We start from the raw sequence: 14,195 nt of genomic DNA, 5'->3' as shown, positions 1-14,195 counted from the left end.
CGTTGAAGAAAATTTGCGTTCAAGATCGACCAAAAATGGACGTTTCCTGTTTTAATGGGACAGCCCTGCCAAGCGCTTCGTTTGCCTTTTTCGTGGGCCTGATCAATGTTAGACTGAGCGCAAATTCTACTCGGTGCCCTTTATGAGCTCACAACGCATACAGCTTTTATCACCCCGTTTGGCTAACCAAATTGCTGCCGGTGAAGTGGTCGAGCGACCAGCTTCCGTCATCAAGGAATTATTGGAGAACAGCCTGGATGCCGGTGCGACACGGATTGAGGTTGAGCTAGAGCAGGGTGGTGTGAAGCTCATGAGTGTGCGTGATAATGGTCGTGGCATTCATCAGGAGGACTTACTGCTGGCAGTCAGCCGCCATGCCACGAGTAAAATTGTGCGCGATGAAGATTTGCATGCGATTCAAACGTTGGGTTTCCGGGGCGAGGCTTTGGCCAGTGTGGCCTCTGTGTCGCGTTTTTTGATCCAGTCCGCTACTGACAATCAGGGCGGACATGCGGTAGAAGTCGATGGCGGTAATGAAGCCAGAGAACGTCCTGCCTCGCAACCGCAAGGTACCTTGGTTGAAGTGCGCGATTTATTTTATAATGTGCCAGCCCGGCGAAAATTTTTACGTGCCGAACGCACAGAGCTGAGCCACATCGAAGAAGTCTTTAAACGTGTGGCACTCAGTCATTTTGCCGTCGGGTTTAGCCTAAAACACAATGGTAAGGTCTTAAAACAGTACCATCCGGCCAATACCTTAGAGGCTCAAGAAAAACGTATCGCGGCCATTTTGGGCCAAGAGTTCATAAGCAATGCTTTGCATGTGGAGAATGCAGCCGTTGGTCTTGCCTTAAGCGGTTGGATTGCACAGCCCACGTTTTCGCGCAGCCAATCCGACATGCAATACCTTTTTCTCAATGGTCGCGTGATCCGCGATAAAAATTTAACGTTTGCCATCAAGAAAGCATACAGCGATGTTTTATATCATGGTCGCTTTCCCGTGTATGCCTTGTACCTCACCATACAGCCTGACATGGTTGATGTGAATGTGCATCCCAGTAAACACGAAGTGCGCTTTCGTGAACACCGCTTAGTGTTTGATTTCTTGTATCGCACCTTAAAGCAAGCATTAGCCGATGTTCGCCCTAGTCATGATTTACAGCCTGCGCAGATGACCGGCGCTTTTAAAACGTTGTCGGATGATACGGTTTCCTTCCGCCGGGCTGCGACACAGCCTTATCGCAGCGAGCCCGTTGAACAAGCTGCGATAGAGTTTGCTTTTGGCGCACACAGCCCGCAAGTACCAGCGGCACAAGTGTTTGAAGCTTTAGCGGTGGAAGACAGTGCGCCTAGAGTGATAGAACAACACCCCTTGGGTAATGCCTTGGCCCAATTGCACGGCGTGTACATTTTGGCGCAAAACGCGAAAGGCTTGGTGATTGTGGATATGCATGCCGCGCACGAGCGTATTAGCTATGAGCGCTTAAAAACTGCATTTTTTGAAGAAGGCATTCATCGTCAGCATTTATTGGTGCCACTATCGATTCACTTGAGTGAAAAAGATATGGCCTGCGTACTTGAGCATATGGATACCTTCAGAAAGCTTGGTTTGATTTTACAAGAGAGCGGGCCGGATGTGGTGTTGTTGCGCGAAGTGCCTATGGTGCTTTCCAATGCAAACTGCGAAGCCTTAATTAAAGACGTGTTGTCCGATTTGAATGAGCTGGGTGAGAGCGAGCGCTTGCAGGATACCATTCAGGACATTTTATCGACCATGGCGTGTCATGGCGCGATTCGTGCGAATCGTCAACTCAGCTTGGCGGAGATGAATGCACTTTTGCGTGATATGGAAATGACTGAGCGCAGTGGGCAATGCAATCATGGCCGACCGACGTGGGCGCAGTTGCGCTTAGAGGATCTCGATAAACTGTTAATGCGTGGTCAGTGATGTCGGCAGATGTGTTGTGTTTAATGGGGCCAACGGCTTCGGGAAAAACCCGGCTTGCCATGCGTTTGGCAGAAAAATTTCCTGTCGATATTATCAGTGTGGACTCGGCGATGGTGTATCGCGGTATGGATATTGGCACGGCCAAGCCCACACCCGAAGAGCTTGCACAATTCCCCCATCAGTTGATTGATATTCGAAATCCCGATGAAGTTTATTCTGCTGCTGATTTTTGCAGCGATGCTGAAAAGGCGATTGAGCAAAGCTTAAAGGCGAATCGTTTGCCGGTTTTGGTGGGTGGTACCATGCTGTACTTTAAAGCCTTGCAAGACGGCCTGTCTGATTTACCTTCAAAAGATGATGCTATTCGCGCAGAGATTGAAGCGCGTGCTAGCGCGCATGGCTGGGCCGCGCTACACGATGAGCTGCGAAACGTTGATCCAGTTTCGGCTGAGAAAATCCATGCCAATGATCCGCAGCGACTATCGCGTGCGCTTGAGGTGTTTGCTTTAACCGGAAAACCGATGAGTGCGTTTTTGGGCGAACAACGCCCAAGCAAGTTCTCTTATTTAAATGTGGCTTTAGTTCCCGATGATCGTGAGCACTTGCGACAAATGATTGCTAAGCGTTTCGAGGGGATGCTTAAGGCCGGTTTTATAGATGAAGTGAAAAGCTTGATGTCACAATACGCGCTTGATCCTTCCATGCCCTCGATGCGTTGTGTGGGTTATCGCCAAGCGTTGATGCATTTAAATGGCGAGTACGATGTTGATGCCATGAAAGAAAAAGCCATCACAGCAACGCGTCAGCTAGCGAAACGCCAGCTCACTTGGCTTAGAAGCTGGTCAGGGTTACAAACTTTCTCATCAGAAACCGCAAGTCTTGACAAACTGCGTGCAATTTTAAACAATCATCTTTCCATTTCTTTTTGATATTTTCCTATGAACACTATTGTGCTTGAGTTTGCCGCTCGGCGTCTGTCGTTGCGCGCCGAATGTTTTCATTTAACACAGTCTATCGGTAGGCCCCATTCGGGCAGCGTGGATTTTTATGCTGACTCAGCGCTTATCGGCTGCGTGTTGCCCGGCTTGCCGCTTAGTGTATGCTTTCCGAACGGTGTTTCGATTAAAGCTATGGTTATAGCTTTGAAAAGTCAGCGCTGCGAGAGCGGGCAAACGCTTTATACTCTAGTGTTTGCTTCAGCTTGGTATGAGTTGAATCAAACGACCCGTCGACGAGCTTGGACTTCAGTGCCGCTCAAAAAACTATTTTTAGATTGTAACCTCCAGCAGACACTGCACTGGCAGATTGCGTCAGATAAACTGCGTGATTATTGGCAATATGATGAAACAGACGCGGCTTTTTTATCGCGTATTGCCAGTGAGGTGGGTTGTTTTTTGTTTACAGATTTTCGCGATGACAGCCTGTGGGTGCTTGATGACGTTTCCGCGTTTAAACAGGGTTCACTTAAAGGGTATCGGTCGACTCAAGAAGCAAGGTCTTTGGTGGATCAGTGCTATACGCAGTACGAGAGCCATGATCAGCTCATGGATTTGTGTCGTCTAAAGCAAGGTTTGATGTTTGAAAGCGGCGCGCGTTTCTCGAAAGACGCGGGATGGTGTTTTCAGGCGAAGGTGGCTGAAATGCACAAAAATACCTGCGCCACGTTCAAACGCTCCGGGTTTTTTCGTGCTCGAATAGAATCTGTGAATGAAGATAATACGGTTATAGTATCGTTGTGTGATTTTGAAACTGGATCGCGTTTGAGCGCAGGCTGCATTCAGTGGGCTTTTCAAGCTGACTGGGAGTGTGCTTATCAAGCACAAGTTGGCGACAATGTTTTGGTGTTGCTCACACAAGAAGGCCAAAAATCGACGGCACATGTATTGGCCGGTGTGGATTTTCCCAGTGTTTACCATGCTGATTTACTGAGCGGTGAAACGCTGTTTTCTTTGCAGGGTGATGATCATGCGATTACGTTTAAGTCGCCTGGCGTTTCATGCGGCGCAAACCATATTAGGCTTAACAGTGAGAGGCTTGAGACAAGTGCGCAAAACACTATAGTCATCAAAGCGCCTAAGCTTGCAATTTCAGCCAAGTGTTTTGAGCTATCAGTTGGCAGTGCATCTTGTTTGCTTTCATCCCAGCGATGTGTATTTCAAGCGACTCAATATGCTTTGGGTAAGTTCGCCGGGCAGGCAAGCGCTGCTATTTTAGTCGGCGATTGGCATCATTGCCCTGTGGTTGAAGGCGATACACCGCACGTGGGCGGTGCGGTTTTGCAAGGTTGTGCTCACGTGACGTTTAATGGCCGAGCGCTTGCGCGTCAGATGGATCCGCTCTATTGTCAGGGCGAACAAGATGCAATTGCCAGTGGGGCGCCAACTGTTTTGATTAATGGTAAAGCGTGTGCAAGTGAAAACAGCATGACGGTTCATGGTGGTAAGCTCAAACCTTCGCAAACAAGCCTTTATTGGCTTTGCTGATTCTAAGCCTATTTTTTTATTGACATCATATTGTAGAGAGAGGGTAATCCGGTAAGGTAAGCCTACAAGTGAATTAAAAGGATACTTATGCATCAGCCTATAGTTTATGGTTTGGTTTGTTTTTTGGGCTTGTTGGTGGGCAGCTTTTTGACTGTGGTGATTTACCGATTGCCGCAGAAGCTCTTGGGCAATCACGCGATGAACCTGGCTTTTCCGGCTTCTCATTGTCCATGTTGTAAAACGCGGCTAGCTTGGTATGAAAACATCCCACTGTTAAGCTTTATTATTCAAGCCGGTCGCTGCCGCCATTGTAAAACGCTGATTCACTGGCGTTACCCTTTGGTGGAGGTGTTCACCACACTGTTGAGTCTTGCTGTGGTTTTCTACTCAGCCAATGTGACAAACTTGGTTTTTTCACTGTTGATCACGTGGTGTTTGCTGCCTTTGATGTTTATTGATCTTGAGCACATGTTGCTGCCCAATGGCCTGAATTATATGCTGCTATTGATTGGTGTATGCGGAAACCTATTTTTTTCTGTTTATGCCTCAGGCGCCTCTGCCTTGTTGGGCGCGTTGATAGGTTATGGCATTTTTTACATCTTGGCTTTGGCGTATCGAAAGTTTAGAGGCATTGAGGGCCTGGGCGGCGGTGACATTAAATTATTGGCGGCACTGGGCGCTTGCTTTGGCTGGCAGCGCTTGCCCGCGCTGATTTTCTTTTCCGCGTTTCTGGCTTTGTTGCTTATCGGCAGCCTAATGATTTTGAATCGATTTAAGTCGAATCAGCGCTTTTGCTTTGGCCCTTTTCTATGCGTTGTAGCCTATGCCTTTTTGATTTTTCCAGAGGCTTATCGTTTATTTTTGATATGAGCGAGAGCGGGGTTCTGATTTACACTATGATTAACTTTATTCAATGCTAGATTTATACTAGACTTCAAAGCCAAACGATTTTTTTTATACGAAGGTATCGTAATGAAGTTTAAATTTCGCAAGCAAAACCAAAAAGGTTTCACGTTGATCGAGCTGGTCATTTTGATCATTATCGTCGGTATTTTCGTCGCAGCCCTTATTCCACGCTTTGTCGACTTAAGGACCCGTGCCCAGAGTGCCACAGCGTCGGCAGAAAAAGCCATTGTTCAAAGCGCTTTAGCGCTTTACATTGCTCAAAACAGCGACAGTTACCCAACCGTCACGGCGTTGGCGGGCTATTTGCAAGCCGGTGGCTCCACTGTCACTGCATCTGCGGGTGGTATTCAGTTCATGGTCAACGGTAGACATTACACGGTGGCCACGTACACAGATACGACTTGCTTTTCTGCAACCATGGCCACAAGCGACACAGTGCGATGCGTAGGCCCAGTCAGCCAATGAGGACACGCCCCAAACCCAAAGGTTTGTTTTAGTTGATGGTGTCTTCGGCCTGTTATCAAACGATCTGCATTTTCCTCGCACGCCCGCTTTGCCGAGCCTGTAGTCTCGGCCATACTCCATGCTAACGCTTCGCAAAATGCAGACCGCTCGCCTCTTAGGCCGAACGGTCTCTTTGTTTCGAAAGAAACAGCGCTGTTAGTGTGATTAGGGCACACAAGGCTAAAAAGATAAACGGTGTTTTGTTGGTGTGAAAATACTGATGGCTCGCCGTGAAAAATAAAGGCGATAAGGCCCCGAAAAAAGCGACGCCTACATTATAAGCGACAGCGATGCCGGTGTTTCGCATAGCCGTTGGGAAAAGCTGACTGATCCAGTAGGTATAGCAGCTGTTTGCGGCTGAAACGACGATTGCTAGTAAAGCACAAAAAATCGCAAGCCCATCGTGTAGGTGCAGAAATTCCGGGCCAATGATCGCAAGGATAAAGCTGCCCATACAAGCTGAAGTGATTAAGCGTTTAGGTGTGTACAGTTTATTAAGAAAGCCGAAGATCAATGTGAATATCGCGATCAGTACGAAGCAAATACTGCTGAGCCAATAAGCGTGATGAATTTCACGGTGCAGTACCGTTAAGCTATACGTTGGAATATACAGAAATAAAAAAATGGTGGCGGTGGTCAGCGCCGTTAAGCACGCCGCAGCTAAGGTTTGGCGTTTGTGCGTTTTTAAAAGGCTGATAAACGGGTAACGATGTAGCGCTTGCAAGGCTTGGATGCGCACGAAGATATCCGTTTCGTGTAAATGACGCCGAATCAAATAACCGATAAAACCCAACGCAGAGCCAATGATAAAGGGTATGCGCCAGCCGTAGCTGACGAGTTGTGTATGGCTTAAGTGTGCTGTAAGACAATAACCGATTAGGCTTGCAATCACATTGCCAAAGGTAACGCCAGCCAGCATCATCGCGATCGCGGGTATGGGGTTTTTGTGATGAAAGTATTCAACCAAAAAAGTGATGGCGCCGGGAATTTCACCGCCGATAGCCATGCCTTGTAATAGACGAAAAACCAATAGCAACACGGGGGCTAGCCAGCCTAGCGTTTGATAGCCAGGCAGTAGGGCAGTTAGCAATGTGGCAATCGCTAATAAGTTTACAGAGCTTAAAAGGCTAAGTTTTCGGCCACGTTTATCACCTAAATGCCCGATGAGTAGGCCGCCGAGTGGTCTTGCAAAATAGCCCACCGCAAAGACGGCAAAGGTGTTGATCAACTTGGTTGCGTGAGTATCGCCTGGGAAAAATGCTTCGGCAATATAGACAGAAAATAGAGCAAAAATGGTGAAGTCGAAAAACTCCAGTGCGCCACCCAGGGAGGTGATGGCAATTAATTTCTTGGCCCCAATTCTCTGTTTCATGCTTGTGTTGTGCTGTGAAGAAGGCAGAGTCTAACAGGTATCCTCGGGACTGTCTTCAATCACTGCAAGTTCAATGCATGCATTGATGTTTGATCTCGGTTTTCACCTAGCCAAGTGTAGAGGCGAACATCGGACGCTCCTGACATTAAGCCCTAGTTCAGTATTGCGATACTCAGATTTAAGCTAAAGGCATACCCAGCACAATAGCGTAATTTTTACGGAGGCTTAGGTTTGGTATCTTATATATACTCGCAGCTTCGAAAGAGTAGGTTTGTGATGAATGTGGAAGCTTTTGTTAAAAACTGTTGCCATGATTTGTGGCTTGGGCATGATCCTTCGGCTATTGATGATTATTGCGCAAAAGGTGTTGAGGTCACCATGAGTATGGCGGCCGATGGCGCTAAGCTCATGGAGTTACATTTTGATTACCATGGTATTGGAGAGCTGGTCTCATGGCAGGCTAAGCATTACGACAATCCCCAGCGACGACTTTAGGGACGTTGCCTAATAAGATTTGTATTTATTACTATTCAAAAGGTACCGAAAAAATGACGGGTGAGTCGCGTCATTTTCATGGTATGGCTATTTGGCAGCTCAATGAAGAACAAAAGATTCAATATGTTTGGGGGGTGATGTCATCACATTATCCTTTGTAAAAGTAAATTTTCTGGGTTCATGAGAGGCTTGCTTAACTTCCCGGTTAATTTTTCGCTTAAAATCCGATATGATAAAGCCAGCTGCCTTTCATGGAGAGTGAGATTTTGTTCGATCCGTTTAAATCAAGGCGACAGTTATTATTGTTAATGATGTTTTTTTGGCTTGCCTATTATTTTATTGTTTCATTAACCAATCTTTTCGCGCTGCTTAAAGCAGCGCACTGTTTGCCAGCCACTTGGTCATTTGCTTCAACGAATTTTGATGAAATGATTCGGGTTATATCACGCTATCATTTTGGCAAGTCTTCCGCGGTGTTTTTGCTGGGCTTGGCAACCTGTGCTGAGGGCTTGTTGTTTTTAGTGTTTTTAATCGCACTATTCAAGCGAAAGGCTCGCCCGAGTTTAACGGGCGTTGCCTTTTTGGCAGGCACGGCTTACTGGGCTTTGTTTATTATTATTGATGAAATTTTTATCGCCTATTTTGATGAAAGTGCGCATGTAAAATTGTTGATATTAAGTTTACTGTCTTGTTTTTTGTATTTCAGCGCTTTGAGTCATGGCGAAAAAGGGGGCTCTAGATGAAGGTCTTGCTGGTGATTGATTACATAAAAGGTATTGCTGAAGCACCAGGCACGTGTGCTGATTATTTGTGCAGTCATCCCGAAACTCTAAGCAATACCAATCGCCTCATTCATGCCTTCAGGGAAAAAGGCTTCCCTGTGTTTTTTGTGCGTCTTGCATTTGACGAAGCTTACACGGGGTTGCCGCTTTATGCACCAAATCGTGAGGCCTTAAAAGGCGGCGGATTATTTCAGTTAGGAGCTGTTTCAACAGAATTTATTGAGGGTCTTGGTTATTGTGAAGGTGATGCGGTATTTGACAAAAAATCTGGCGACCCTTTCTGCGGAAGTGGTTTACTTGAGGCTTTGCGCAAGCTTGATGTGAATGAAGCTGTGCTTTGCGGTATTGCAACGGATAATGCGATTGAGCACGGTGCGAACACAGCGATGCAAAATAACCTCAAGGTCGTGGTAGTCAGCGATGCTTGCGGTGCGGCAACAGAAGCTAATCATGCTCAGGCTTTGGCACGGATAGAGCGACAAAGTGCGAGCATCATTAATGTAAGCAATCTTTTGGTTCAGTTCAGCGATTAAAGGCTCTTTCCGCTTTAGCTTTATTGTTATACTATGTTTCGATAAATACAGTTTTTTAAGGGGTGATTATGCTGATCTTCTTTAAGAGGGTTGTGGTTCTGTTTTGGTTTATTTGGTGGCTGGTGGCCTTTGTTACTGATTTTCTCGGCTTTTTAAATCATTTTTTCGGTGCCACATTCACTTGGGCGATCAATAGTAACTTTGTCACCCTTGAGAAATCACTGGCGTTTGCTCATTGGTCAAGTGGCGTAATCGTAACCCTTTACGCTTGCGTTATTATTTGGCTTTTCATATCCGCCATCCTTTTTGCGCTGGCTAGCATTTCAGCTTTTCGAGCAGGGCCTCCGCAGGACAAAAAAGTGGTTAACCTCGCGTTTATTGTGACACTTTTCTTCTGGCTCGCATTTTTTATTGCTGACCAATGTGTGATGAAGTTTGGCCTGGAAGAGAATCATATGGTTCAGGGCGGCTTTGAGTTATTAAGCTATTTGGCTTTGTTTATTATTCCAAATCATATTGCGAGTCGAGCTAGTGGGGAGGTCAGACTTTGATTAGCCAAAACGAGCTTATTGTCATCACGGATGGTGCAAAAGGTATCGGTTATTCCTTGGCGGAACAGTTTTCAAAAGCAGTTTCGGAATCGCAGTAGGATGAAGTGTTTTCTATAAATATCAAAAGCCATTTTTTGTTGGCTAAAGCATTTTTACCCTCAATGAAGGAGAGTGCTTTCGGTCGTTTTATTACAGCGGCTTCTGTTCAGAGTTTATTGGGCGCAAGCGGTTCTTCAGCGTATGTGGCCTCAAAACATGCAGCGTTAGGCCTGATGAAGACTCTCGCGGCAGAGTATGGGCAATTTGGTATAACGGCTAAATCTGAGCGGTGAAAAATGAATAAGCAATTACAACATGATATTAAAGGTTCAATCGCGGTTCTAGCGCAAGGTTCGGCTGAGTGAGTTTTAGGCTTATGACGTCTATTTTCCCTAAGTGCGGTGATGGGATTTTGAGAAAGCTCGAGGGAAAGTATGCGCAGTTTTTCGGCTTTAATCGTTTTCCTGCCTGTCAATACACGCAGGGGGTAAAGCTAAAGAGCAGCCCTCGAGTTGAAACTTTAGGGTGTTGATTTCTAAAGTTACACATTCGTCCGCGGTCTAGCAAAACAACTCATTTAAGCGTTGAATGATAGTGTCCGTTGGATCAACACCTTCGTCTAATGCGCCACGTGTCATGATGTAATTGTGAATTTGACCTTCCACGATAATTTTTTTCACAGGAACATGATGTTGCTCTAATTTCTCTGCATAAGCTTCACCTTGACTGCGTAAAAACTCATGCTCAGCGATGATGAGGGTCACGGGTGCGATACCGCTTAATCGATCGTTAAAATACGGCGAAAAGCTTGGGTCTTTTGCGTGGGCAGCGTCATCAAGGCAGCATTTTATACACCAGTTAAACGCGTCTGGGCCCAAGATCATTCTCTCCTCTTGTTCGAGCTCGCGATGTGAATTTAGAGAGTCTGAAAAATCCACAACAGGGCTCACTAAGATTTGCTCTAATATGGGAATGTTTTGATCGCGCGCTATTGTGGCCAGCGCTGTGGCTAAGCCTGCTCCTGCGCTGTAGCCGCTAAGGATGATTTTGCTCGTATCAATATTGAAGCGCTCGGCATGATTAACAAGCTCTCGTAAAGCTGACACACCATCATTAAGCTGCGCAGGGTATTTGTGCTCTGGCGCTAAGCGAAACATGATATCGAAAACGATGCAGTCACTTTGTTTTGCAATGCGTTCGCATAGTTCATAATGATAGTCTTTAAAGTCATGGCAAAAACCACCTCCTTGAAAAAACAATACGCTGGGGTAGTGCCTTGTCTTATCAAAGTGGTCAGGGTAAGTGACCCGAACCGGGATTTTATGAGCTTCTTTGCTTGGAAGCTCAATCCATTTGGCATTCTCGTGTTTTGGTTTTAGGCTCATGGCCGTCACGGGCTTCATGGCGTTGCGATACTCTTCGATGCTCCATTCCAGTAGGGGCTTGCCAGGGTTTTCGGCCATGCTTTGCAGGGTGTCTTTGATGAATTGTTTAACGTTGGGTTGTAATGACATGGGTTTACCTTGGGTCGAGTATACTTCCTATTACTCAGTAAATCCTGTCTATTTGAGTGATTATGAGCCTTAAAAACTAAAATAAATGCCTATTTTTTCAATTTAAGCATAGTATACTATCCTTAAACTTAATGTTTAGGTGCTTTATGGAGATTCCAAGGTCCGAATTAAATTCAGTATTGGCGCAGTTTAATCCTTGGTGGAGAGGTGAAAAAACACCTGACTTGCCAGGCTGGCGCCGCGCCGTATTCCAAGAGTTATTGACATGGGTGGCAGAGCCGCCTGCGCCAAGAGCTGTTTTACTTTCTGGGGTTAGGCAGGTTGGTAAAACCACGCTGCTCCTACAAGTTATACAGAGTTTACTTGAAGATGGTGTGTCCGCTAGCAATATTATCTATGTTACCTTTGATCATCCTCTTATAAAGTTGGCGGGAATAGAGGCTGTGTTGGAGGCATGGCGAGAAAAAGAAGTTGTTTCTGCTGGTGCGGAATATTTGTTTTTGGATGAAGCGCAATTTATGCCTAACTGGGGAACGTGGATTAAGCATCAAGTAGATTTTGGCAAACGAAGAATGACGTTTACAGGTTCAGCTTTACCCTTGATCGATGCTGAAATAGAGTCAAATGTAGGGCGGACTCATGCGATTCGGATAGCAACGCTGTCATTTTATGAGTATTTGCAGTTAAAGGAGGTGGAACGACCAAAAAGTATTAACTTTAACTTATTGGGTAAAAATTTCGAACACCCAGTTATTTCAGATATATCAGATAAAATAAAAAAAGAGATAAGCATGGAGGGAAAAGATAAGGTGCTTTCTAATGTTTTTAAACTTCTGACCGAAAGTGCTCCAAAAGAGCTTCCTAAGCTGCCGGATATTAATTCATTAGAGCAAATGTTTGACTGGACTTCATCGCAGTTCTCAAAAATATCAGCGCTTGCTATACCTTATACGGCACACTTTAATGAGTATCTTGCGCGCGGCGGTTTTCCACAAACGGCAAAGGTTTCAAGTATTACACGTGCTCAATCACTTTTGCGAGAAGATATCGTTGATAAAGTTTTAAAACGTGACATGACAGCGTTATTTGGTGTTCGCCGAATTCAAGAGTTAGAGCAAACTTTTCTATATTTGTGTATGCACGATGGTGGTCAATTAAACATGGAAACTTTAACGGGAAATCTTGGCGTAAAAAAACCAACAGCTAAAAAGTTCATTGAACTACTTGAAGCCACACACTTGATTTATCGATTATCTCGCTTTGGTTATGGTAAAGAAGTTTTGCGCGGTAAGGAAAAAGTTTACCTTGCAGATGCCGCTATTGCGCCGGCTGTCTTTCTAAAAGGAAAAAGTTTTTTAGAAGATTCTAAAGAATATGGTTTGGCGATAGAAACGACAGCATTTAAACATTTATATGCCCATTATCCTAATACGGCGAGACTTACCTATTGGCTGGGAAAAAAGAAACATGAGGTTGATGTCATAGCTGAGCAGGGTGGGAAATATATTCCATTTGAAATTAAACAAGAAAAAAAAGCAGACATTCGAGACTGTCGAGGACTGCTGGAGTTTTGCCAAGAAAAAAATGTTGAGTTAGCTTATGTTGTAACAAAAACAATGTCGGACTTTGGATTATTGGAGCAAAAGATAGCGCCTCAGACAAGGGTTCTTAGAATCCCGGCCCCTTTATTTTGTTATTGGTTGGGTGCTTCAGAGCTAGAAAAAAAGAACAGCTAAAGGTTTTGTGGCAGGTATTCTTTCATACGATAGGGATCATTCACACGTATTTGAAGAAAATCTTGTTGCAGCGCCTATTGGGGTTTTGTGGGAGTAAATTATGATTTTATATAAAAAACTAAAAAGGTTCTTAATATGTCAGAGGCTTTGCGCGCAGTGATTGCCTTTGTGTTCGAAGAGCAAAAGTTGCATCGCTTAATGGCGAATTATCGTCCTGAGAATAAGCGTTCTGAAGCGGTGCTCAGCAATCTCGGTTTTGAGAAAGAAGGATTTGCGAAAGCTTATCTCTACCTTGATGGCGCCTGGCGAGATCATGTACTCACAGCCCTGGTGAATGATGTTGCTTAATAGAGGAGTTGAATGATGAAGTTGCATATTATTATACATGAATATTTTGAAAGCCCAGGCGCGATTGAGAAATGGGCTAATGATCAGCATCACGAAATCAGTTATACCCGTTTAGATGAGGGAGACACGCTGCCAACAAAGTGCAGTGACTTCGATTTCTTGATTATCTTAGGCGGTCCACAGTCGCCCGCGACAACCAGAGATGAATGTGTACATTTTGATAGTCAAAAAGAACAAGCGTTAATTAAAGCAGCGATTGATGCTGGTAAATTGGTGTTGGGTGTTTGTCTTGGTGCGCAGTTGATGGGTGAGGCGCTCGGTGCGCGATTTGAACATAGTCCGCATCGTGAAATGGGTGTATTTGATATCAGCCTAACAGCCGATGCTGCCGATGACCCTATTTTTTCACAGTTCCCAAAACAATTTCCGGTTGGGCATTGGCATGGTGATATGCCGGGTTTAACAGTGGATGCGAAAGTGCTGGCCAAGAGCGCCGGTTGTCCACGACAAATTATTCGTTATGCGCCTAACGCTTATGCTTTTCAGTGTCATTTTGAGTTCACGCGCGAATCTATTGAGGCTATGCTTCAGTGTTGCGCACAAGATTTAGACGCAGAGTCGGATTATATTCAAGGTGCAGACATCATAAAGCAGCATGATTATGCTGTGATCAATAAGTATTTATTTGATTTTTTAAATCAATTTCAGCAAGTTTATCAGTCGAAAAAATAAGCGTTATTTTCTGCTTTTGTAAAAATATGGGCCCACCAGGATTTGAACCTGGGGCCAACGGATTATGAGTCCGCTGCTTCATTTTAGAGGGCTGGTTGTTAACAAAATGGCCCGTTGAATAATCACTATTTTTCAATGAGTTATCATTTTATCAAGTAAGTATTCGCTAAACCCGTTGTATTAAAAGCAAGTGGTATAAAAGTCCTTGCGTCCTTGCAAAAAAGTCGATAGTTTTCAGATCACCTAACACGA

The 14,195-nt window shown here is 45.0% G+C and carries 15 protein-coding genes and 1 tRNA gene; 13 read left to right on the top strand and 3 right to left on the bottom strand.

Translation table 11 applies throughout. The annotated features are described in order from the left end of the window. Nucleotides 1-142 precede the first annotated feature (142 nt). The 5 genes from mutL to COV52_04795 all read left to right on the top strand — a co-directional run bounded on the left by mutL (nt 143) and on the right by COV52_04795 (nt 5,802). A complete protein-coding gene (gene mutL / locus COV52_04815) occupies nt 143-1,948 on the top strand; it encodes a DNA mismatch repair protein MutL (GenBank protein ID PIR11263.1) in 1,806 nt (601 codons plus the stop codon). Then, the gene (locus COV52_04810; GenBank protein ID PIR11262.1) at nt 1,948-2,877 is read left to right on the top strand and encodes a tRNA (adenosine(37)-N6)-dimethylallyltransferase MiaA; all 930 of its coding nucleotides are present in this window, start codon (nt 1,948-1,950) and stop codon (nt 2,875-2,877) included. The genes mutL and COV52_04810 overlap by 1 nt, the downstream gene beginning before the upstream one ends. Nucleotides 2,878-2,886: 9 nt before the next feature. After that, nucleotides 2,887-4,431 (top strand): hypothetical protein, encoded by a 1,545-nt coding sequence (locus tag COV52_04805; GenBank protein ID PIR11261.1) that lies wholly within the window; start codon nt 2,887-2,889, stop codon nt 4,429-4,431. 87 nt (nt 4,432-4,518) lie between these two features. Continuing rightward, entirely contained in the window at nt 4,519-5,301 is a 783-nt protein-coding gene (locus tag COV52_04800) for a prepilin peptidase (protein PIR11260.1), read from the top strand. Between the two features lie 102 nt (nt 5,302-5,403). Further along, nucleotides 5,404-5,802, top strand: coding sequence for a prepilin-type cleavage/methylation domain-containing protein (locus tag COV52_04795; GenBank protein PIR11259.1), 399 nt, complete (start codon nt 5,404-5,406; stop codon nt 5,800-5,802). A 154-nt stretch (nt 5,803-5,956) separates the two neighbouring features. Here COV52_04795 and COV52_04790 read toward each other — a convergent pair whose 3' ends face one another. Continuing rightward, nucleotides 5,957-7,213, bottom strand: a complete 1,257-nt coding sequence (locus COV52_04790; GenBank protein PIR11258.1) for a hypothetical protein — start codon at nt 7,211-7,213, stop codon at nt 5,957-5,959. A 276-nt stretch (nt 7,214-7,489) separates the two neighbouring features. On the opposite strand from COV52_04790, the gene COV52_04785 reads away from it, so the two are divergent. The 5 genes from COV52_04785 (at nt 7,490) to COV52_04765 (ending at nt 9,906) form a co-directional block, all read left to right on the top strand. Then, nucleotides 7,490-7,708, top strand: coding sequence for a hypothetical protein (locus COV52_04785; protein ID PIR11257.1), 219 nt, complete (start codon nt 7,490-7,492; stop codon nt 7,706-7,708). A gap of 308 nt (nt 7,709-8,016) precedes the next feature. After that, nucleotides 8,017-8,451, top strand: coding sequence for a hypothetical protein (locus COV52_04780; GenBank protein PIR11256.1), 435 nt, complete (start codon nt 8,017-8,019; stop codon nt 8,449-8,451). Continuing rightward, nucleotides 8,448-9,023: a hypothetical protein gene (locus tag COV52_04775; GenBank protein PIR11255.1), complete on the top strand. Its 576-nt coding sequence runs from the start codon at nt 8,448-8,450 to the stop codon at nt 9,021-9,023. The genes COV52_04780 and COV52_04775 overlap by 4 nt, the downstream gene beginning before the upstream one ends. 68 nt (nt 9,024-9,091) lie before the next feature. Continuing rightward, nucleotides 9,092-9,574, top strand: coding sequence for a hypothetical protein (locus tag COV52_04770; GenBank protein ID PIR11254.1), 483 nt, complete (start codon nt 9,092-9,094; stop codon nt 9,572-9,574). A 104-nt stretch (nt 9,575-9,678) separates the two neighbouring features. Beyond that, nucleotides 9,679-9,906 (top strand): hypothetical protein, encoded by a 228-nt coding sequence (locus tag COV52_04765; protein PIR11253.1) that lies wholly within the window; start codon nt 9,679-9,681, stop codon nt 9,904-9,906. A gap of 267 nt (nt 9,907-10,173) precedes the next feature. On the opposite strand, the gene COV52_04760 is transcribed toward COV52_04765, so the two are convergent. Then, nucleotides 10,174-11,127, bottom strand: a complete 954-nt coding sequence (locus COV52_04760) for a hypothetical protein (protein PIR11252.1) — start codon at nt 11,125-11,127, stop codon at nt 10,174-10,176. A gap of 146 nt (nt 11,128-11,273) precedes the next feature. On the opposite strand from COV52_04760, the gene COV52_04755 reads away from it, so the two are divergent. The 3 genes from COV52_04755 (at nt 11,274) to COV52_04745 (ending at nt 13,943) form a co-directional block, all read left to right on the top strand. Continuing rightward, on the top strand, nt 11,274-12,863 hold the full coding sequence (locus COV52_04755) for an ATPase (protein PIR11251.1): 1,590 nt from the start codon (nt 11,274-11,276) through the stop codon (nt 12,861-12,863). 135 nt (nt 12,864-12,998) lie between these two features. Then, complete coding sequence (locus COV52_04750) at nt 12,999-13,211, top strand: hypothetical protein (protein ID PIR11250.1); 213 nt, start codon at nt 12,999-13,001, stop codon at nt 13,209-13,211. 15 nt (nt 13,212-13,226) lie between these two features. Next, on the top strand, nt 13,227-13,943 hold the full coding sequence (locus COV52_04745) for a GMP synthase (protein ID PIR11249.1): 717 nt from the start codon (nt 13,227-13,229) through the stop codon (nt 13,941-13,943). Nucleotides 13,944-13,970: 27 nt separating this feature from the next. Here the strand turns inward: COV52_04745 and COV52_04740 are convergent. Continuing rightward, nucleotides 13,971-14,035 (bottom strand) — tRNA-Met (locus COV52_04740). Nucleotides 14,036-14,195 lie beyond the last annotated feature (160 nt).

Source organism: Gammaproteobacteria bacterium CG11_big_fil_rev_8_21_14_0_20_46_22 (assembly GCA_002796245.1).
In the GTDB taxonomy this organism is placed as follows: Bacteria; Pseudomonadota; Gammaproteobacteria; order UBA12402; family UBA12402; genus 1-14-0-20-46-22.
The sequence above is the reverse complement of the archived record's forward strand: the minus strand, read 5'-3'. Positions and strand labels throughout refer to the sequence as shown.